This window comes from Bacillus sp. es.034 (assembly GCF_002563655.1).
Lineage (GTDB): Bacteria > Bacillota > Bacilli > Bacillales > Bacillaceae_B > Rossellomorea.
The window spans coordinates 1,255,585-1,276,044 of the sequence record NZ_PDIY01000001.1; the positions used below are offsets into that span (position 1 = coordinate 1,255,585).

General features: G+C 43.2%; 18 protein-coding genes and 1 pseudogene. 8 read left to right on the forward strand and 11 right to left on the reverse strand.

Annotated features, from left to right (window positions below; translation table 11 throughout):
* Positions 1-100: 100 nt before the first annotated feature.
* Entirely contained in the window at positions 101-847 is a 747-nt protein-coding gene (locus ATG71_RS06420) for an SDR family NAD(P)-dependent oxidoreductase (protein WP_098438919.1), read from the reverse strand.
* A gap of 111 nt (positions 848-958) precedes the next feature.
* Here ATG71_RS06420 and ATG71_RS06425 point away from each other — a divergent pair, with 111 nt between their 5' ends.
* The gene (locus tag ATG71_RS06425; protein ID WP_098438920.1) at positions 959-1,852 is read left to right on the forward strand and encodes a LysR family transcriptional regulator; all 894 of its coding nucleotides are present in this window, start codon (positions 959-961) and stop codon (positions 1,850-1,852) included.
* Between the two features lie 521 nt (positions 1,853-2,373).
* Positions 2,374-4,029, forward strand: coding sequence for a cell wall-binding repeat-containing protein (locus ATG71_RS06430; protein ID WP_098438921.1), 1,656 nt, complete (start codon positions 2,374-2,376; stop codon positions 4,027-4,029).
* Positions 4,030-4,450: 421 nt separating this feature from the next.
* Here the strand turns inward: ATG71_RS06430 and ATG71_RS23670 are convergent, their stop codons facing one another.
* The 4 genes from ATG71_RS23670 to ATG71_RS06445 form a co-directional block, all read right to left on the reverse strand.
* A complete protein-coding gene (locus ATG71_RS23670) occupies positions 4,451-4,579 on the reverse strand; it encodes a hypothetical protein (RefSeq protein WP_286162933.1) in 129 nt (42 codons plus the stop codon).
* A 243-nt stretch (positions 4,580-4,822) separates the two neighbouring features.
* Entirely contained in the window at positions 4,823-5,479 is a 657-nt protein-coding gene (locus ATG71_RS06435; RefSeq protein WP_098438922.1) for a DUF4396 domain-containing protein, read from the reverse strand.
* 139 nt (positions 5,480-5,618) lie between these two features.
* The gene (locus tag ATG71_RS06440) at positions 5,619-6,068 is read right to left on the reverse strand and encodes an SRPBCC family protein (RefSeq protein WP_098438923.1); all 450 of its coding nucleotides are present in this window, start codon (positions 6,066-6,068) and stop codon (positions 5,619-5,621) included.
* 59 nt (positions 6,069-6,127) lie between these two features.
* A complete protein-coding gene (locus tag ATG71_RS06445) occupies positions 6,128-7,018 on the reverse strand; it encodes a helix-turn-helix domain-containing protein (protein ID WP_098438924.1) in 891 nt (296 codons plus the stop codon).
* A 225-nt stretch (positions 7,019-7,243) separates the two neighbouring features.
* Between ATG71_RS06445 and ATG71_RS06450 the strand changes: the two genes are divergently transcribed.
* Positions 7,244-7,546, forward strand: coding sequence for a DUF5658 family protein (locus ATG71_RS06450; protein WP_098438925.1), 303 nt, complete (start codon positions 7,244-7,246; stop codon positions 7,544-7,546).
* A gap of 58 nt (positions 7,547-7,604) precedes the next feature.
* On the opposite strand, the gene ATG71_RS06455 is transcribed toward ATG71_RS06450, so the two are convergent.
* On the reverse strand, positions 7,605-9,095 hold the full coding sequence (locus ATG71_RS06455) for a glycosyltransferase family 39 protein (protein ID WP_098438926.1): 1,491 nt from the start codon (positions 9,093-9,095) through the stop codon (positions 7,605-7,607).
* Between the two features lie 184 nt (positions 9,096-9,279).
* Between ATG71_RS06455 and ATG71_RS06460 the strand changes: the two genes are divergently transcribed.
* Entirely contained in the window at positions 9,280-9,663 is a 384-nt protein-coding gene (locus ATG71_RS06460) for a GtrA family protein (protein ID WP_098438927.1), read from the forward strand.
* Between the two features lie 15 nt (positions 9,664-9,678).
* Positions 9,679-10,638, forward strand: coding sequence for a glycosyltransferase family 2 protein (locus tag ATG71_RS06465; protein WP_098438928.1), 960 nt, complete (start codon positions 9,679-9,681; stop codon positions 10,636-10,638).
* A 43-nt stretch (positions 10,639-10,681) separates the two neighbouring features.
* On the opposite strand, the gene ATG71_RS06470 is transcribed toward ATG71_RS06465, so the two are convergent.
* The 4 genes from ATG71_RS06470 to ATG71_RS06485 all read right to left on the reverse strand — a co-directional run bounded on the left by ATG71_RS06470 (position 10,682) and on the right by ATG71_RS06485 (position 15,723).
* A complete protein-coding gene (locus tag ATG71_RS06470) occupies positions 10,682-12,550 on the reverse strand; it encodes a diguanylate cyclase (RefSeq protein ID WP_098438929.1) in 1,869 nt (622 codons plus the stop codon).
* Positions 12,551-12,734: 184 nt separating this feature from the next.
* A complete protein-coding gene (locus ATG71_RS06475) occupies positions 12,735-13,307 on the reverse strand; it encodes a DUF5317 domain-containing protein (protein WP_098438930.1) in 573 nt (190 codons plus the stop codon).
* A 416-nt stretch (positions 13,308-13,723) separates the two neighbouring features.
* The gene (locus tag ATG71_RS06480; RefSeq protein WP_098438931.1) at positions 13,724-14,854 is read right to left on the reverse strand and encodes an IS91 family transposase; all 1,131 of its coding nucleotides are present in this window, start codon (positions 14,852-14,854) and stop codon (positions 13,724-13,726) included.
* Positions 14,851-15,723, reverse strand: coding sequence for a tyrosine-type recombinase/integrase (locus ATG71_RS06485; protein WP_286162935.1), 873 nt, complete (start codon positions 15,721-15,723; stop codon positions 14,851-14,853). Before ATG71_RS06485 ends, ATG71_RS06480 begins: the two co-directional genes overlap by 4 nt.
* A 527-nt stretch (positions 15,724-16,250) precedes the next feature.
* Between ATG71_RS06485 and ATG71_RS06490 the strand changes: the two are divergent.
* The 3 genes and pseudogenes from ATG71_RS06490 to ATG71_RS23945 all read left to right on the forward strand — a co-directional run.
* Positions 16,251-17,414: pseudogene (locus ATG71_RS06490) on the forward strand (YifB family Mg chelatase-like AAA ATPase); the annotation flags it as partial.
* A 3-nt stretch (positions 17,415-17,417) separates the two neighbouring features.
* A complete protein-coding gene (locus ATG71_RS23940; protein ID WP_353616309.1) occupies positions 17,418-17,774 on the forward strand; it encodes a magnesium chelatase subunit ChlI family protein in 357 nt (118 codons plus the stop codon).
* A gap of 51 nt (positions 17,775-17,825) precedes the next feature.
* Entirely contained in the window at positions 17,826-17,909 is an 84-nt protein-coding gene (locus ATG71_RS23945) for a DUF4160 domain-containing protein (protein ID WP_353616310.1), read from the forward strand.
* A gap of 215 nt (positions 17,910-18,124) precedes the next feature.
* On the opposite strand, the gene ATG71_RS06500 is transcribed toward ATG71_RS23945, so the two are convergent.
* Positions 18,125-20,227, reverse strand: a complete 2,103-nt coding sequence (locus ATG71_RS06500) for a GDYXXLXY domain-containing protein (protein WP_179886478.1) — start codon at positions 20,225-20,227, stop codon at positions 18,125-18,127.
* Positions 20,228-20,460: the final 233 nt, after the last annotated feature.

Consider the following 20,460-nt stretch of genomic DNA (forward strand, 5'->3'; position numbering starts at 1 on the left):
ATCTTTTAAGCCATCGTGTTAGCGAGTTCGTTGTTCTCTTGCATCTTTTGTATCTTAGGGGGAAGCCGAGGAACCGTCCCCCTGCTTCTTCCCCTGCTTCTTATTTAAACGAGGCATACCCCTCATCCGCCATTACAACGCTGCCGTTGATGGCATCTGCTTCTTCCAATGAGAGAAGATAAACTGCATTGGCCAGTTGCTCTGGCTGGGTGAGTTTATTCCCCATGACTTTTGCTTTCATGGAATCGATGATGCCGTGGTCTTTATAGCCTTGGATGATCGAAGTGTCTACTACTCCGGGTGCGATGCCGACGACACGGATGCCGTATGGAGCCAGTTCCAGCGCCGCTGATTTGGTCATCATGTTGACGGCTCCTTTTGTGGCGTGGTAGGCGAAAGTGTTTGGTGATGCGAGGACCCCGAACACGGAGGTGGTGTTGATGATGACGCCTTTGATGTTCAGTTCTTTCATCTTCTTAGCCGCTGCTATGATGCCGTATGCGACCCCGTGCTGGTTGATATTGATAATCCTGTGGTAAGCATCCATGTCCATATCGAGTACAGGTGTGGGTGACCCGATTCCGGCATTATTGAACATGATATCGATTCTTCCGTATTCTTCGACGGTTTTTTCTACTAAACTGGTTACGTCTTCATGGTTGGACACGTCTGTTTTGATGAAGATGGCTTCGCTGCCCGCGGAACGAATCATTTCGACCGCTTCATTCCCCAATTCTTCATTAAAATCTGCAACGACAACCCGGTCGCCTTTTTTGGCAAACTTCAGAGAAGTTTCCCTTCCAATCCCGCTTGCTCCGCCTGTAATGACCGCTACTTTTTTCGTCATATGTATTTCCTCCTTGTTTTTACATCTGAATTTATTTTAACATTCACATAAATTTATTATAATTTAATAAAACTAACATTTAGTTAAGCATTACTTAAGGAGGGACGGACCTTGAATATTGAACAGTTAGAGCATGTGGCAGAGGTTGCGAGGGCAGGGGCACTTACGAAGGCGGCGGAGCATTTGCATGTGAGCGCGTCAGCCGTGAGTCAGTCCATCAGCAAGCTGGAGCAGGAGCTCGGAGTACAGATCTTTATCCGCAATCGAAAGGGGACGTCGTTGACGGCTGATGGGAAGATGATAATGAAGAAAGTGGACAATGTCCTGGCTGCCATTGGGGAACTGAAGGAAGAAGCGAACCGGTGCACGGATACACTAGGCGGGGAATTGAAGATCGGCATCATCCCCGGTCCCATCAACCTTCTGATCGATGTGGTCTCGGAGTATAGAACCGATTACCCGAACGTCAAAGTGGAGATTCATGAAATGGGGCCGGTAAAGATTGTCGAAGGAGTCGAGAACAACGAGCTGGATATTGGCCTGATTTTAACCTCTGAAACGTTCCATGTTCAACATCATGAACTCGTGGCGGAAGAGCTTATGGAAGGGAAAATGGTCGCGGGTGTTCATGAGCATTCTCCGTTGGCGTCATTTGACCAAATCAACCCGCGACAGCTCATCGGTGAAACACTCGTCCTGTACAACGATGACTACATTAAACAATTCGCGATGGATACTTTATCACCCCACGGCCCCATTGATATTCTTTTTACGACCAATAATATCGAGGCCATTAAGAGGGCGGTCCAAAGCGGGGTGGCTGTGACGCTTGGAATGGATTATTCATTCCGGACACGTGCCCCCTATCCCAGTCAACCCATCATTCCAATTGAAATCGAAGGAACCGGGAAAGAGCCGCTCCAGCTTGCCTTGATCAGGAGAAAGGATAGTGTTCCTTCGCGGAGGGTGAGGGAGTTTATGAAGAGGGTTCGGAGGGAGTTTTAGAGAAGCAGGGGGATAGATATTTAGAATGGGGGCACTACTTCAGTCATTTGCAATATCGTTTTGATGATCAGTTATATTGATTGTTATAAGCTGGTCAATAAAAAGCTCCAGATATAGGCATCTGGATTTAAGTGCGGCCGCCCTTAGATCACGATAAGCACCAGAGCCGAACCATAGTCGGAAAAATTCCGCTTAATTCTTTATTACTAAGTCGGAAAAATTCCGCTTAATTCTTTATTACTAGTAAAAAAGGGTGAAATAGCCGGAAGAATTCCGCCTATTGTCTAAAAAAATACAATTAGGGTTGATGTTTTCTGTTTATAGGCGGAAAACCTCCGCTTATTTACCCCAAAACAAGTTTCATTCAGAATGTAACCGTAAAATCTCCGCTTATTTTACGTCTGCGGGTTCTAATATTAATATATTAATACACAAAATGACAATTATGGGTAATGTTGATTCAGAAGACATAGTATAATAGAGTTGTTGTAAAAAAAATCCATGTTATTAGGAGGCCAATTTTGAAGAAAGTATTGAGTATTTTTTGTATGATGACTATGTTGGTTTTAATAATGAACAACCGGGCACCGGTAGAAGCGTCTGGTTCCCAAGGGAACACAATGGAAGATGCTGTTCCAATTCTTCTTGATCAGGAAAATGAAGGAACGTTGGAAACGACGGTGGATGTAGACTATTATCGATTCAATCTGGATAAAGCGGGAAATACGGTGATTCGATTTAATCGGGCAGAGGGAGCTACGTGGAATGTGGAAATCACGGATAAGGACGGGCATCCTTATACACATTTTTTCACAAGAAACCATTCTGGGGTCACTGGGTATGAAGAGGTAAGTATCGGGCTGCCTGCTGGTGAACATTTTATTAAAGTGAGTACCGAGGAATACCAATCCAAAGGAGTCCCTTATACGTTCATTGTTCAGCAAACAGCGAACGACTTCTATGAAAAAGAGTTTAACGACAAGGCTGAAGCTGCTTCTGCCATGCAAATCAATAGAGCTTACAAAGGACAGATACAAGCCCATGATGATATTGACTATTTCACTTTCACGTTAAATCGTGCCAATAATGTTGCCTTAAGCATAGACAGGTACGCTCAAGGTTCATGGAACATTAAACTCGTCGATGAAAATGGAAAAGAGTATGTAGACCTCGATACGGATTACAATTTTGCGGAATATGGTCCTGATGAAGAGAGACTGGACCTTCCTGCGGGAACATATTATGTGCGGATTGAGAATAATTGGGGTACGCCAGGGATGAACTATGCGTTCAAAGTCCAGGAGTTAACGGATCGGATTCAAGGTGCCAAACGTTTCGATACAGCCGTCGGAATTTCTCAGCATGGTTGGAAAACATCTGATACCGTTGTGCTCGTTTCAGGGAATGACTTCCCGGATGCCCTGGCAGGGGGGCCTTTGGCTTATTATCACAACGCACCGGTCCTCTTGACGGATCAGAAACAACTTCCCATTGCAACGTGGAAGGAAGTGCAGCGTCTTAAAGCGAAGAAGGTCATCATCTTAGGTGGTGAAGGAGCTGTTTCAAGTCATGTTACAGATGAATTGAAATACTTGGGGATTTCTGTGAAAAGAATAGGCGGAAAAGATCGTTACGAGACAGCTGCATTTATCGCGAAAGAAATACCATCGACGAAAGCCGTCGTTGCAAACGGGAAAAAATTCCCTGATGCCCTGTCTGTGGCACCATATGCCTCCAAAAATAGTATTCCTATTCTATTAACCGATGAATCGTTCCTACCGGATGTGACGAAAAAAGCATTGGCAAGTAAAGCATCGTCCATAGTAGTAGGTGGAGCGGGAGCAGTCAGTGAGCTCGTAGAAAGTCAATTGCCAAATCCGGTTCGTTACGGAGGAAAAGACCGGTATGAAACAGCCAAGTTGATCATCAACCATTTACCCGTTGGGAAGAACGCAGCGTATGTAGCGACAGGAAAGAATTTTCCTGATGCTCTTGCAGGTGCTGCACTGGCAGCTAAACATAATGTGCCAATATTATTGGTAAGCGACCAGTCTATCCCGACCCCTACCCAATCCCTTCTGAGAGATTATTCTCGTTTCATCTTATGGGGTGGACCTGGGGCCGTAGCGGATAAAGTGGTGGACGCATTGGATAATAGTTTAGTTCAGATTCAATAAGTGATACTGGAGAGAGCCGAGGGGACAGATCCCTCGGCTTTTTCTGTGTAAACGACCTTCTCATTTTAACAGTATAACCCAACGTGTCTCCTCCTGAATAAAGGGTTTGTTTGATGTATGCAGGGGGACAGATCCCTTGGCACTTTCCAGTAAGCTTGGGGTAATCATTTTCAAAAAGGGATGGATTATTAAAAATAGTGATGACGATATACCCATGAATCTGACGGGATGAGTGTGGATTGACGCTATCAACGATTCCAAAAAAATTCACAGTGAAACGATAAATCAAAAGCCAGGATCCATGGCAAATATAGACGTATTGAAAGACTTTTGGAAGCGTGGGGACCGATCGACCTGCGCTTCCTTTTCCATTACAGGTGCTAGTGGATTAGGGACATATACCCCAACTTACTTGTCCCGCTTACTCCTCATCATCCAAAATCTTCTTTTTCCATTCCTTTATATTCTTATCGCGTTCCGCCATTTCTTTTTCGAAAGCAGCATCCTTTTTCCTAACCTCTTCTGATAGACTTTCCTTTTCTTTTCCCATGGGTGCTCCTCCTTTGATTGTCATTTTAGATTATACGTCATTAAAGTCATCTTTTATGACTAGAGAAGCCAACGGACCCGGCAACGGTTTTAAACAATCGTTTGATTAATCGTGGGGATTGTTGCTATTAAGCTTATGAAGTATGTAAACAGTTGTTTAATTATAGTTAGGGCTAGCAGATCCCTCGGTCCGGACTTGAATCAAATTTGCGATGAGAGCCGGGGGACCTGTCCCTCTGGCCCCTCACATCGCTTCCTTCAATCCCTTCTTAATCAACCACTGGTTCGCCGGATAACTCGTCAGAAATCCTAATATCATCGCAATCTGCATCATGAACCAATACGTGGGTTCTGTCGGCTTCGGCGGCTCAGTGAATAGCAGATAATGGACGATGGCCATCCATCCGAACATTCCCACTTCAAAGGCGATCAGGGAAAGTGAGTCGGCTTTGATTGCCTGTTTGAAGGCGTTGAGCTTTCCATCCTCCTTGTTCATAGGGTAAATGGAGTAGAATTGAAAGATGACGCCGAATAAGTAGGCAAGTATAAATTCCACAGTATAATGAGCAAATAAGGTAGAACCGGCAATCATGAGTCCGGTCATGGCAACGATTGGAACACCGACCGCGTCACCGAAGGAACAACCTGCCGAGCAGTGGCTGGTGGAGACGAACACTTTCGCCCCATGGCCGCGATTGTCTTCCTTCTCTAGATTCTTCGCTTTCACCCGACCCCACTTAAAGTACGTCCACAGAGCAATCGGTCCGAAAAACCATCCGTTGATCGGCCAGACCACATTCATGATTTTCATCTTCTGAGGATGCTTGAATACGTCCACTAATATAATGATGGAAGACAGCAGTCCTATCCCCAGAAAAATCCACGAAATCGTTGTTAGCACAGAATCATCCTTTCTTAGTTATATAGTCTACAAGACAATATACCCGTTGAGGGATGTGTATAATCTTTTTGGGAGCAAGGGGATGGTTCTCGTGCTTTTTTTAGCGATTTGGAGGAAGGAGAAGGTCCGTCCCCATGCTTCATTTCTCAGCAATCTTTTTTAGCTCTATCGCACGACTGACAATGAAATTTCTCATATATTTCTCTAAGAATACATTATCAGCAATGACTCCCAGCACGCCGAGGGGAGATTGATAAGTAAAGGTATCTTTCATGATTGTCCCTGTGCGACTTTCAATAAATTCGTGTACATGTGTGAATGAGTGAAATGCTCCCTTTACCATGACATCCGTAAACTGATAGGGTTTTTTCATCTCTATGATCTTGGCTGTTAAGGTTTGTTTGATTCCTAGATGGATAGCTTCCCACGTAACGGAATCGCCTTCTTCCATCACTCCCTTTGTCACACCGTCAATCGCTCTTTCCTTTGTTTTCCTTGTCGTTTCGGTATGTACATCTACATTTCTTGCTAAGTCAAAGCAAACGTGGATGGGTGCATTGATAAAAATTTCATGTCGTATTACGGGCATACATCATCAACCTTTCAAAAGGATTAAGTAAGTCAAGATTGGAAGCAAGAGAACCGTCCCTATGCTTCCTGCTGCTGCCTCAGCTTCTCCATCTTCTTCTCAACAAAGTCTATATGCACCTTTTCATCCCGCAGTTCAAACATATGAAAGGCCCGCTTCATATAGAAAAGGGCTTTTTCTATGTCATTCATCAGTTCATAGTTATAGCCGATTTGGTAGTGAAGCTCACCTATCCCCCATAGAAGCTCTTCATCAAAACACCATTTGATTGCTTTCAGGCAATAATCAGTGGATTCTTTCAATCTTTCGCAGCGGGTCAAGACCCTGGCCATACTACAAAACAATTTCGTTTTGATGACCTTTTCTTGTAGTTGTACCGTCGTTTCTATGGCGGTTTCCACTTGGTGATAATAATAAAGTGCTTTGTCATGGTGATGTAGGGAAGCGTGAAACGTGCCAATCGTTGAAAGGATTTGCATTTCTCTCTCGGACATAGCCTTCTTTGGGTGGGCGGTCAGATGATACGCTTTATGTAAAAGGGTGAAACCCGACTCGATTTCTTTCTTCTCTTCATATAGGTAAATCGCTTTGTGCCAGTAGAGTAACTGAAGCTTGTCGTTATCTTTATAGAAAAGGGGATTTTTTTCCTCGACTTTTACCAAATCGATCATCCCTTTATAATTCCATGTGTCTCTTAAGGTTTTCAATTGCCTCTCGACTTCCCGTATATAATCCAGCCTGGGGTTGGTCCCGATTTCAAAGAAATAATTGATGTCGACTCCAAGTTTAACCGCAATTTGATAAAGAGCCGTGGCACTTGGATAAATGTCCCCCTTTTCAATCCGGCTGATGAGCGCCTGGGTACAAATCCCCTCAGCCAGGTCTCCTTGCGTCAGCCCGACCACCTTCCTCATTTCTCTAATTTTGGTTCCGATTACTGAGTAGTCCATGGTAGCACCTTCTTGAATCTTTTAACCTTAGTGTAACAGATTGCAGGGGGAGCACGGGGACGGTTCTCGTGCTTCCTTTTGTGTAAAGGAAGCATCAGAACCGTCCCCGTGCTCCTACTTTGTTCTTTATAAAGAATGAAATAGTTAGGTTTATGACGATATTTATAATATAATAAGTTTAAATGTTCTTCAAAAAGAACAAAAGTCCCTAAGGAGAATAAACCTATGAAGATCCTGCTTATTTATGTCGCTTCCCTAAACCTCCTGGATACAGCCTTCACACTTTATGGTCTGAACAACAACTACATCACCGAGAGCAATCCCCTCATGAATACCATTTACAATACAACACCTTTGTTATTTTTAGTTCTTAAGGTTCTACTATCCATCCTGCTGTTGGTCATCCTTTATCATCTGGACACAAAGAAAAAGACATCCCGTACGTTAGGAAGTTTTACGGTAGTCGCTGCGATTGCCTACACGTATACCTGTCTCCTCCATGGGTATTGGATTGTGGAGTTGGTTTGAGGGGAAAGCGGGGGAAGCGAGGGGACGGTTCTCTCGCTTCTTTTTTGCGTCCATATTTCTAAAGTGAATGGGGTTTTTGGAAGCAGAAGAACCGTCCCCCTGCTTCCCCTCTTCCCAGATACCCCATGCAGCTCAGTATGATGAGGAGGGGGGTGAGGCTGACGAGGTACCGGGATCGGGTTTCCCATAGGATGAAGAAGAGGAAGAACCCGATGATGGACAGCATGGCGAAGGAGGTGAAAGGGTGGTTGCCCCTCAGCCTCAGTGCCATCAGCAGTCCGAAGAACAGCAAGAGGTGTTGCACTCTTGCATATGCTTGGAGCAGATGTCCTGATTTATAATCGGTCAAACGTTGAAAGTTTTCCGGATGGACTGGGTATCTCCTCAGTTTATTTAATGAGTAATACGTACCGTCCGTCCAGGTGTGGCCGATTTTTTCGATATTGAATGCAAGGTTCCCGGCAACTCCTTTATCGGCTAGGCGTTTCTTTAGTTCTTGTAAGTGAGCTTCCGTGACTTCTTCTCTTGAATGATTCTTTAATAGACTGGTGGTCCAGTCTACATCGGGCTGGGCGTACTTCCCTAACCGGTCTTCATTTTGTCCCATCACCATCCAGTGCGTGACGGGCATGCTTCGTTGTTCCACCTTTTCCTCATCCAGCAACCCCCATTGATAAATGCCGGCGGTGAATATGGATTTTACAATAAAAAGGACGATGAATGGAATGAGGGCATAAAGCTTTTTCCATCTGCTCATATATAGGAAAAGAATGATGGCGAAAGCGATGATGAAAATGATCAGAGACCCTTTTAATAACATCCCCAATGAAAAAATGGTTGAAGCGGCAATCATTAAGAAGGGATTATGTTTCAATTCCCCGTTCCTGCTCAGCATTAAATCCAACGGCAATAGAAGGAAGATCAATGAAATGGTGTCTGTATAAACAATCGGCGCATAGAAGAAGTAAGGAAAGAAAAAGACACTGACCAGTAGACTTGCCATCCCCACTGCCCGTCCCGCCAGTTTGGATGCGATACGGTAGATAAGGAGTTGGCTAATCGTGATGACCATTACATTAAAGAGCTGGAAGACGAGCAGGGAAGGGGGGATGATCTTGCCAATCACCGCCAGGATACAGACGAGCAGTATATTATTCGGGTACATCGTGAAATAGTCCCCGATTTCCCCTTTCTCAGCGAGAAGTTTCGCACTGGTTACTATTTCACCGAAATCCCAGGTGGGGTGGACGTTCAATTCTTTTATCGTGAACATCTGGAGAATCAGACTTATCCCCAATAAACAGGAGACCCCGTATAAAACAGGGATTTTACCGAGCAATTCAATCAGTTTCCGGCGAAAATAAAATATCGCCACGGCCAATAGCACGGCAGTCACCAGGGTGATGAGATTGAAATAGGAAGGTGTATCGAGGCTTAATGTACTGTAGCCTCTACTCATATAAACATTTAGACCGACTAGAAATAAGATCAATCCAAAGAAAATGATGTAAAAGAATTTATGTAAAAAATGAAAGATGGAAGAACCCATACTTTGCCTCCTTTTTAAAAAATACATGTTCTACTATATCAAAGCCAGATCCATTTGGGACAGCCTTTTCCCATTCTATTGTAAAAGAATTGTAAAGTTTGGCATTTCATTAAGGATCATGATTGATATACACTTTAATTATTGGTATCTTTAACCGAGAAAGAAAGAGTAGGAGATCGATAGAATGAAAAGGTTCCTGAAGTTCGGGACAGTCGGTGTTTTTAATACATTGATAACATTGGGGAGCTATATGCTCTTTATTTATATTGGGGTCCATTATCTTCTGGCGAACGTCTTGGGGTATGTGCTGGGGGTACTGAACAGCTATTATTGGAATAAGAAATGGGTGTTCGATGCTGGTGAAGCGAAGAGGGATGTTTTTTTAAAGTTTGCTTTGGTGAATATATTCACTCTCGGGTTTAATACATTGATATTGTATCTGCTGGTCCATTTAGGAGGAGTTCATCCGGTGCTTGCGAATATAGTGGCCATCGTCTCCGGATTTGTATTGAACTACCTATTGAATGCCAGGTGGACCTTCGCAGCCAAAGGGCAGCCACTAAAATGAAAGTTGGAGGATATTATGCAAGAGTTAATTTCAATTGTCGTTCCTATGTATTTTGAAGAGGAAGTGGCACAGGAATGCTACAATCGATTGAAGAACGTGGTGACAGACCATCATCTCCGTTATGAGTTTATTTTTGTCAACGATGGCAGTACCGATCGGACGCTGGACATTTTGAACGAGATTGCATTGAAGGACAGCCAGGCGAAAATCGTGAATTTCGCACGGAACTTTGGTCATCAGACGGCCGTGACTGCGGGCATCGATTATGCTTCAGGGGATGCGATCGTGATTATTGATGCCGATCTTCAGGATCCGCCCGAGGTCATACCTGATCTTATAGCCAAATGGAAAGAGGGCTATGAGATCGTGTATGCGAAACGGAAAAAGAGATCCGGTGAAACGAAATTCAAGCTTTTGACGGCCAAGTACTTCTATAAGTTCCTCAATTATATGTCCGATATCGATATACCCAAGGACACGGGAGATTTCCGCATCATTGATCGAAAGGCAGCGGATGTGTTCAAAACGATGACCGAGCGCAACCGGTTTGTAAGGGGGATGTTTTCCTGGGTCGGGTTTAACCAAACCTTTATTGAATATGAACGTGATGAGCGGTTTGCCGGGGAGACAAAATATCCACTGAAAAAAATGATCAGGTTTGCTTCGGATGGGATCATTGCCTTTTCTACCAAGCCATTAAAGTTAATGATGACCCTGGGCTTCGCGTCGGTTGTGATTTCCTTTTTCGTTCTTGTATATGCAATTGCAGTGAAGCTATTTGGACAAGGGGTGGAAACCGGTTGGGCTTCCATCATGGTGGCCATCACCTTCTTTAGCGGGGTCCAACTTCTTGGAATGGGGATCGTCGGGGAATATATTGCAAGAATTTATGATGAAAGCAAAAACCGCCCGATTTACATAGTGAAAGAAACTGTCAATGTAAATAAGGCGGTAAAGGAAGAATCTTTTGTATAAGAAGCGAGGGGACGGTTCTCTCGCTTCTTTTTTGTCCATATTTCTAAAGTGAGTGGGGGTTTTTGGAAGCAGAAGAACCGTCCCTCTGCTCCCCCCTCTGCTCCCCTGCTAAATAGTTCTCCTCAATCATTTCTATGAATGGTTCCACGAATTCCGGATCGAATTGCTGACCTGAGCACTTCTTTAGTTCCTGGATTCCTTCTGCAAAGCTTTTCGTTTTCTGATATGGCCGCTCGGTTGTCATGGCATCGAAGGAATCGATGATACAGAGGATCCGGGCAAGCTTTGGAATGTTCTTTTCACGCAGGCCGTATGGATACCCTTTTCCGTCATAGCGTTCATGGTGAAGCTCGATCAGCGGGAGGAGCTCATCATACTTTTTAATGGAAGCCATGATTTCTTTTCCATAGCTGACATGCTTCTTCATCATTTCCCACTCGTGAGGATCGAGTTTCCCTTTTTTATTGATGATATCCCGGGGAATCTCAAGCTTCCCGATATCATGGATCAACGCCCCGAGAATAAGGATGCGTCGTTCTGCGCTGCTCAGATTCAACCGTTCACTCATTTCAGTCGCATAGGAAAAGACGCGTTTGCTGTGCTGATAAGTGTATACATCTTTTGATAGGAAAATCTGCAGCTGCTGCTCAAGTGCATCGATTTCCTTTGCATGCTCGCAGTCCTGGTGGTAGACCTGATCTTCTCTATATTCCTTGATGATATTCTTCCCCTGGGACTTCGCAAAGTAGAGGGCTTTATCCGCCTTGGTTAGCAATTCAGACGAGCTGTATGTGCCGTTCTCATATTCCACGATTCCTGCAGAGAAGGAAATACAGCCCAGTGGAGAATGCTCCACCCCTTGAAAATAAGTATCATTGATTTCTTTTCTGATTTTATTCAAAAAAGCGTACGCTTCCCGCATGGATGTGTGAGGCAGGATCAGACCGAACTCCTCACCGCCGTAACGGGCGGCTATATAAGGAAGCCCGCTCGTTTTCTCGACCATAAATGATCCGAAAAACTTGAGGAGCTCGTCCCCTTGGATATGTCCGTTCGCATCATTGTACTTCTTGAAGTCATCCAAATCGATCAGTGCTACACAAAAGGAGTGATGGAGGTTTTCTGAAAGCATCTCATCAAGACGAAGCTTAAAGTAACCGTGATTGTATAAGCCCGTTAAGAAATCCCTCTTGGCCTTCGCTTCTTCTTCTTTATACAAATTGAAGAAGTTCCTGAAGGCGAATGACAGCATAATCGCAAGGGTCAGGAAGAGGAAAATCCCGAATATCGGCTGCTGGCTGATCAGGATCGTCAATACGAGCGATAGGACCAGCGTACACAGGTAACTGGTGAAGACCTCCTGCATGAGCTGCTTTTGAAAAGCGGTCCGTATAATCGTTTTGAGGGAAGGCTTCTGAGCCAGGTAAAAATAAAACCACATGATCACGACGTTCAATATGAAATAGACGCTTAAGGAAAGAGCGTAGGGAAGGATGTTCTGAATATTCGTGCCGCCGACTGTCCCACCTGTAAAAATAAAGGTGTAATACGTACAGATCAGCATAAGGGAGTAATTGGCAAAGTTAAAGAGGTGTTTCCACCATGCCAATTGGAACCGGATCAGTAAAAATACAAGACTACTGATCACAAGTGCCAATAATGGAATCTTAAGGCCAAATAAAAAAAGGCCTGCTAAATAAATGGAGGAATCCATGGAAAGGGTGTTGCCGGAAAGAGGAATGATGATATTAAAATGATTTAATAGCAAAATCGCTCCGACAAGGGTATAAATGAGCACCCAGTTTGATAGATCGTCCACTTCGGGGTTAAGATGCTGGACGAACAGGAGAACACCTATGAGGGAAATAAAGGCAATATATATATTTTCTAATTTGAATCGTTTTACTTTCACACTATTCACGCTCACCTTAACATATTAGGGCTGACCCCAGACCCTGATATAACAGGATCCGTGATCAGCCCTTTATTTTTTACCAGAACTTCCACCCGGAAGTCAGGGCAACAACAGCAGAACCAATGATAACTAGGTTAATGATAGCATTCTTTGTTCTATTTTTCATTATAATCTCACCTCCTTAAAATGACGTCTTATGGGTGACGAGTTTGTCCTTCTTCTTGACCATCACGGATTGAATAAATAGGAAGACACCGATATTCATCACCACATCCCCGATACTGATCGCCTGTTCGCGGGGGTAAGGGGCCGATAGAGGGATGATATCCCCTAAATAAGCGAGCTTCGTAGATTCTGTGACGAGGGTATGCTTGGCGTATAGAGCGTTCTTCGTCGCCTCCAGGTAATGGGGATCGATGACCGCCGCCGCTTCCATTGAAACAGGCATTCTCCCGCCATTTATGGCCATGACGATGAAATTCAATAATACGCCTATGAAAATCCAGATGAAATAAGGGTGATGACGATTCACCCATAGAAAGACAAGCCCGATGACATATACAATCATAAATGAGAGATTACTAACCTCCCCTACCCATTCCACCTTATTCTGCAAATAGAAAATAGCCAGCTGGATGACAAGCAACACAGGGAAGACCCATCCCATCTTAAACCGAATATCTGCAAATCTCTTAAAGCTGCCACCCCGGATAAACCCGATGATAATCGCAATTAAAATACCATCAAAAACCATACACTATCCTCCGATATCAATATATATAAAATAACGAAATAGTTAAAATACTGCTACATCTTAACATATCGGCAATAAATTGGAAATGTTTAGTTAAGGAAGCGAGGGGACGGTTCTTAAAGGGGTCAATCGGAAGTTTTGCGCGCAAAAAGATCCAACTAGGGTAATAATCTAGTTGGATCTTTTCACTTTATATTTGTAATAAGAACGCACGCAAAATTTTTGATTGCCAGGAAGAAGGAAGTCGCGGTCCCCAGCTATGGAATTTCAATCGGCTGATCGGTAACGAAATCTTCCTGTTTTTTGATGTTTTTCCGGGGAAAGAGTAAACTAAATCCCTTCCGGGACTGTGAAGAGTATAGGTTCCCCCTCCCCACTTAAGAGGCTTTTCAAAGAAGATATTCGGTTGTTTACAATCATGGTATAGCCTCTGTTAAATGTGCTTTTTTACAGGAAGGACAGAGGGAAACATCCTTTTTGATAAGAATAGAAAGAATTTCAATCTTGCTTAATCCTTCAAATAATGGTTTATACGTAGGGCTCTTCGTTAGCTTTCGACAGAGTTTCAGCTTGGTCTTTTTATTCCGGTTAGCCAAGAGGCCATAGTGTCTAATCTTCACAAATCCCTTCGGTAGAATATGCATGAGAAAGCGACGGAGAAATTCTACACCCTTCAGGGTTACGGTCTTTTTTTGATTGTTACGTTTATAATCCTTCACTTGAATCGTGACCGATTGATCGTTGGCTGAGACAATACGATTATTAGAAATGGCAATTCGATGAGTGTAACGACCAAGGTACTCCATGACGGCGATAGGTCCTGAGAAGGTCCTTTTCATATAGCTATACCAATCTTTTTGGTAACACTCATCGATCAATGCTTGAAAAGACTTCGCATCTTGATACTTCTTGGACTCGTTAAAGAATCTCAATTGTTTCTGTTGATAGTATTGTTTCAGGTAATAGAGATACTTTCCCCGAAACTTTTTAGACAGTACCTTCACTGGAATAAAGAATTTCTCACTTGAACGGCGCCACTGATTTCGATCATTTAGTCCACCGGCCAATACAACGGTATGGATGTGAGGGTGATAATGAAGGTTTTGCCCCCAGGTGTGTAAAACAGAGAAAAACCCAATCTGTGCTCCCAAGTACTTTTTATCACCTGCCAGTTCGGTTAGCGTTTCGGCGACAGCTTTGTACATTAAATCATAAAGGAGTTTCTGATTATGGTAGATCAACATATGTAGCTGTTCCGGCATCGTAAACACGACATGAAAATAAGGGGCATCGAGAATATCTTTTTTTCGTTGATCGACCCAAATATCCTTATTTACTCCCTGGCATAGGGTACAATGCCGATTTCGGCAGGAATTATACCGTACTAAGGAATGACTACAGGACTCACATTCGTAAGAATGTCCACCCATGGCGGCGGTCCGGCAGTTCATCATGTTTGTGGCTGCCTTTGCTTGTTCCATAGAGAGTTTATATGTTTCTTTGTAAGTCGGATAGAAGGTATGAAACAGTTCTTGAACCGTACTCATCGTTGGTCTTTTCCCAGATTATCTAAAGGACTTTTAACGCCCATCAAACTTTTTGAGGTCATGTGTAAATAAGCAAGTGTCGTATTAAGGTTTTTATGACCAAGCATCTGTTGAATGTATACAGGGTCAACCCCATCTTCCAAAGAATGAGTCGAAAAACAGTGTCTTAACGTATGAGACGAAATAGTAGTGTCCAACTCTATCTTATCCCGCTGTTTAATGATGGTGTTTTTAATTGTTTTAATATGAATGTGTCCCGAGGAATTTTTACTACTAGGGAATAACCAATCGTCCGGTTTGAAGGGTCTCCCTTTGAAAGAAGCTTTGAAATACTCTCGAAGCACGATAAGTGCTGATTCTGATAGGATGGTATATCGGTTCGTATTATGCTTGGCATCGTCAACCCGGATACTCATGGATTTACTACATATATCCTTGATCTTCAGTTGGGCGACTTCGCTTACGCGAAGCCCACTACTATAGATTAAATAGAAAATGGCCTTATGCTTAATGTTTCGACAGGAGTTGATAAGCCTAAGGACATCTTCCCTAGGTGGAACGACAGGGAACTTTTTGATTCTTTTCATCCTGGGAAGTTTGTTTGGGTTCCATTCCTTTTCTAACACGTAAGTGTAGAAGAATTTAATCGAAGAAATGTAGTTGTTAATCGTCCCCGGGGTGAGTCCTTTCACTTGTTTCAGAAAAAGGATGTATTGTTGAATATCCTCTTCTGTTGTGTCAGAGATTTTTTTATTTTGCTTTTCCATAAACGAAACAAACGCCTTCATTCTCCGCCTATAGGACTCCCTCGAGGATTCCGGTGTTCCTTTAAGTTCGAAGTAAAGTTCAATTTTCTGCTGATAATCCACGTAAATAGCCTCCTAGAATAATAGATAAATGGACATTCATCTACTCTATGGAGGTGGGCGATTTCTGGTAATAAGAATAAGGGTATACAAATATGAGGAATTCGATGATATAATAGGCATATGAAAAAGTATTTTCTTTCTAAGGATTGTTTGGTTTGGCGATTAAACAATACCACAAAAGAACATACTTTTTCATTTTTTTTGCCTTTTTTTAGTTGGAAGGAATCTTTTAAGCCATCGCGATAGCGATTTCGTTCTTCTCTTGCTTCCCTGAGAAAAATAAGGTTAAGAACCATTTTGAAAATATTGACAACATTAAACAAATACAGTAACATACAAATAGAACGTATGTTCTTATTCGCTCATTTCCTCTCCTTCGAAGAAATCTACTTTATGTATCCTTTTTTAGTCGGGTGATCCATTTATCCGCAACTTTCCACCTTTATAAACAATCCACCCCATTTCTTTTTTTTAAAAGCAAATTTCGATCCGTTATCAAACCTATTAAGGGAATAGGAGGAACATCCATGATTAGTAAAGTAACTAGTATTGGTTTAAAAGGCTTAGAAGGCTATAAGGTGAGTGTAGAAGTAAGGTCCATGCAGGGGACAAAGGCATTTGTTACTGTCGGATTGCCTGATGCTTCAGTGAAAGAATCAAAAGAGCGGATCACGGCAGCACTTCACTCGATGGGCTACCCCCTTCTGAATCAGAGAATTATCATTAACTTGTCGCCATCCGAGTTAAAAAAGACAGGTCCTCTTTATGATCTTTCAATGGCTCTGGGGATTCTCATGAGCATGAAGGAAATCACCTGTCAATGTCCCGAATCAACTGCTTTCTTGGGTGCATTATCCTTGGATGGCCATTTACAAACAGTGGAGGGAATGCTTCCAGCTGTGTTGGCAGCCAAGAAGATAGGAATCAGGAAAATCTACATGCCTCTTGATCCTGAACTGCCTCCTCTGAAAATCGAAGACTTAGAAATCGTATACGTGTCCTCTTTGCAGGATGTTATCGGGCATCTCTCGGGCAAAAGCATCCTACCGATTGTTCCAATGGGATATGAAAAGAAGGAGGATCCTTTCACACCCATCAATTTCAACCAGATTATCGGACATTCTCATGCAAAGCATGCACTGGAAATTGCAGCGGCAGGTGAACATCACCTCTTTATGATAGGTCCACCTGGCTGTGGGAAGAGTATGCTGGCAGAAAGCTTTCCCTCCATTCTTCCTAAACTGACCAAAGAAGCTCAATTTGAAGTCATGAGTTTGTACCAGCTTAGCACAAGTATAAATCGTTATTCTTCAAGCCCCCCATACCGTCACCCTCATCATTCAGCTTCCGGAGTATCCATCATTGGAGGTGGCCAACATCCAAAACCCGGCGAGATCTCTTTAGCTCATTGAGGCGTCCTCTTCCTTGATGAAATAGCGGAGTTCTCGAAGAAAACGTTGGAAATGCTAAGACAGCCCCTCGAAAGCGGTAAGGTCACAATCTCCAGAGTGCACTCCGCCGTCACCTACCCTGCAGAATTCATCATGATAGGTGCCATGAATCCCTGCCCCTGCGGTTATATGGGTTCACTGACTCACTACTGTACATGTACTCCAAAACAAATTGTAGCCTATCAAAACAGGCTGTCAGGACCGATTAGAGACAGGTTTGACCTGTTTCTTAACCTGTCTCCAGTGAACCTGCAAGACTATAAACAAAACCAACATGAATCTTCCGATACAGTTCAACAGCGCGTGGATAGTGCACGGTACAGGCAGTATGAAAGATACAAAGAAGAAATATGTAACGGAAGAGTCCATTATCAAAGGTTAATGAAGGGAAGCCCCTCCCTTGAAGAACACCTTTCTTTTTTATACAAACTTTCCTCAAAACACTCTTGGAGCAATCGAACGCAGATAAAGATTATTCGCCTTGCCAGAACCATTGCCGATTTGAATGCCTCCCTCCATGTCAAAGAACAACATATTTGGGAAGCGGTTAAGCTACATAGACGACCGAATGTCGGAAAGACAACCCTTCTCGCAAGGTAGTTGAAACTGTACTTACCTCGGTGATAAAAGAATAAAAAGAGGGATGAACGCATGCCAAAGATCAGCGAATTTGGAGGTATATCCATTTACTTATACTACAATGACCATGATCCTCCTCACTTTCATGTTATTTAAATTAGGACAAGAATAGAAATAATGACAGGAGAATTAGATTTGGACCCCGATCAGTTGTACAGGGAAGGTATTGATTTAATAGAAATAAAAAAATGATTGAAGTAGTGAAAGATACAAACTTTTTAGAAAGAGCATAAATATTTTGAGGTTGGCTTATAGGAATACTCCCTTTCAGCCAACCTCTTTCACTCTAATAAGACTAAGGGGCAGAACACTCAGTCCCGCAACCGCACCAATATTCCATCCCCCTTATCACTCACCGTCACCACCGCAGTCTTCACCTTCCCTTCCACATCCAGACCGGTTCCTTCGGGGATGAAGAAATGTTCGATTCCATACGTGACCTGGGCACTGTTGTCCCACGAGCTTGTCACTTTTCCATTTAAGAGCACGTCCCCGGGCTTCTTTTCATAAAACGCATTCCACTTTCCATTAAACTTATAAACTCCTGTATATTCGTGGACGCCCTGTGGGTTTTCACGTAATACAATCGTGACAGGTCCGCTGTCATCGATGGAAGTATCCTCGAGTTGTGAAATACTGTAGTTCAATTCCACATAATCACCCTGTAGGAGAGATCTCGGATCGACTGGTTGAAGTTTCAGGATGACCGTTTCCCCGTTTTGCAATAGGGTTTCGTTTGAATACACCTGATACCCGATCCATCCGCCTTGAAGACATATAATGAAGAGGATGCCGAGCATTTTCCCTGCAAGGATCGAGTGAAATTTCTGGTCAAAGCCACCCTTCCTATCCAGGTATCCGGCCACCAGTAAGAAACCGATGCCCAACACGGCAAAGAGCAGGGATTTGTGAACGAGCTTCCAGGCAATATCATAATACAGCTGGACGATCAACATGAACCAGAAAAGTAGGGAGGAAACCCAATAAAGCTGGAGGGACTGCTTTTTGAAAAAATACACGCATAGGGTAGCTATCAGAAAAAATAGCGTGCAGTAGATAATGTGAAGACTAAACGATAGATCGATCGTCGTTAACAAGAAAAAGGCTAAGAATCCACTGAGAAACGCTCCATACTGAAGGAACTGTTTATTTTTCAGCAGGAGATAGGCAATCAGGTTTATGAGCACCATCACCACAAGAAGAGCATGAACGCCTAGTTCCATCGTTTGCCCTAAGAAAATAGCTGTATTCAATTGAAACAGCAGGTAAAAGATAAATCTCGCTGCAGTCCGTTTTTCAAAGTAAAACATAAAGGCGAAAACAAAGAACATGACATAGGAAAACTCATCAAACCCACTTGCTATCATCCCGATCACGATGCCGGTCATCATAAGCGAATATTTTACAGGAGACGGCCAGCCCGTTACTGTACTCGGAACGACGAGAAATACCGTCGCCAAAACAAATAGAGTAATCATAGAGACATCCACCATGAACAATGAAAGCAGGCCGAAAACAGACGCCACGATGAAAACAGAAGCAATTGTCGTGACACTTGCCACGAAGATCGTCTTTGTCCAGTCGCGGGAAGCGGAATGTTTTCGTAAGTAGTTCACAAGGAAAACACTTCCCGTTAATAACAAAATGGCGGCCAGTAAGAGACCGACGAAGAACAAACTGGACACGTACCTTGCCATCAGCTCGAACATTTTGATGATGATAAAGCCTGTTCCGAACATCGATAGAATGATAAAGATGGATGTTTCCTTATGAAAATACCGGTACACCCCGACTCCGAGGATGCCTATATAAAACAGGGTGAAGAAAGCGGAATAATCGTTATCGAAAGCCGTGACGATAAGAAGAAGATTGGCTGAGACGAGACTCAAATAAAGCAATGGTTTTGAATGGATGAGTCCCTTTTTGATGATGAAAAATAGGAGCGTATTCGCGATGCCGACTCCGAATGCGATCCACGTATGTGCGAGGGTCCAGTGCCCGAATGGTGTGGATGGGAATAGATAAAAGTAGATCGTCAAATGGATGAGGATGTGGGTCAATGCATAAAATCCGCCATATCGTGTGTACAAGCTGAACAACAGGGCGGGAATGGACCAGACAAGAAACAATAAGTAACTGTCCGCATGGGAATTGTACAGCTGTCCGAGCAACGCAACGGAAAGACCAAAGGATATCACCCCGCTGACCAACAGCCAATTGGTAAGGAAATGGGCTCCCTTCAAAACCCGGTCCAACAGAAAACCGGCTCCATAGAATAAGACGATCAAAGCCCCCGCTAAAGCCACTTTCTCAAGCCGCGAAAATATCTGCCAGTTAGAAGCGAAAAAATAAAGTGCACTGGTTAAAATGAAGACAACGCCGAATAAGTAGGTAAGTGAAACCATTTTCTTCATAAAACTCACCCCCGTCATAAAATCCCTCTCTTTATTATATTATAATGCGAGTGAATATAGGCTTTAATATGGAGGATTCCAATCATTGATTACTAAATCTCTGCATACCCAAGACCATAGATCCCAGAAGATCCGTTTCTAGTGAAAAAGCACAATATGTAAAAAAATCCCCCAATAGTCATATAGCCACCCTCCACCCATCTATTGTAAAATAAAAAAGACAGACAATTGCA

What these genes read in the sequence shown, in the direction of transcription:
- ATG71_RS06420 (WP_098438919.1), bottom strand. Translation starts at nt 847, where the DNA reads ATGACGAAAAAAGTAGCGGTCATTACAGGCGGAGCAAGCGGGATTGGA.
- ATG71_RS23670 (WP_286162933.1), bottom strand. Translation starts at nt 4,579, where the DNA reads ATGGGAAAAGAAAAGGAAAGTCTATCAGAAGAGGTTAGGAAAAAGGAT.
- ATG71_RS06440 (WP_098438923.1), bottom strand. Translation starts at nt 6,068, where the DNA reads ATGCCCGTAATACGACATGAAATTTTTATCAATGCACCCATCCACGTT.
- ATG71_RS06445 (WP_098438924.1), bottom strand. Translation starts at nt 7,018, where the DNA reads ATGGACTACTCAGTAATCGGAACCAAAATTAGAGAAATGAGGAAGGTG.
- ATG71_RS06450 (WP_098438925.1), top strand. Translation starts at nt 7,244, where the DNA reads ATGAAGATCCTGCTTATTTATGTCGCTTCCCTAAACCTCCTGGATACA.
- ATG71_RS06455 (WP_098438926.1), bottom strand. Translation starts at nt 9,095, where the DNA reads ATGGGTTCTTCCATCTTTCATTTTTTACATAAATTCTTTTACATCATT.
- ATG71_RS06460 (WP_098438927.1), top strand. Translation starts at nt 9,280, where the DNA reads ATGAAAAGGTTCCTGAAGTTCGGGACAGTCGGTGTTTTTAATACATTG.
- ATG71_RS06465 (WP_098438928.1), top strand. Translation starts at nt 9,679, where the DNA reads ATGCAAGAGTTAATTTCAATTGTCGTTCCTATGTATTTTGAAGAGGAA.
- ATG71_RS06475 (WP_098438930.1), bottom strand. Translation starts at nt 13,307, where the DNA reads ATGGTTTTTGATGGTATTTTAATTGCGATTATCATCGGGTTTATCCGG.
- ATG71_RS06480 (WP_098438931.1), bottom strand. Translation starts at nt 14,854, where the DNA reads ATGAGTACGGTTCAAGAACTGTTTCATACCTTCTATCCGACTTACAAA.
- ATG71_RS23945 (WP_353616310.1), top strand. Translation starts at nt 17,826, where the DNA reads ATGCCAAAGATCAGCGAATTTGGAGGTATATCCATTTACTTATACTAC.
- ATG71_RS06500 (WP_179886478.1), bottom strand. Translation starts at nt 20,227, where the DNA reads ATGAAGAAAATGGTTTCACTTACCTACTTATTCGGCGTTGTCTTCATT.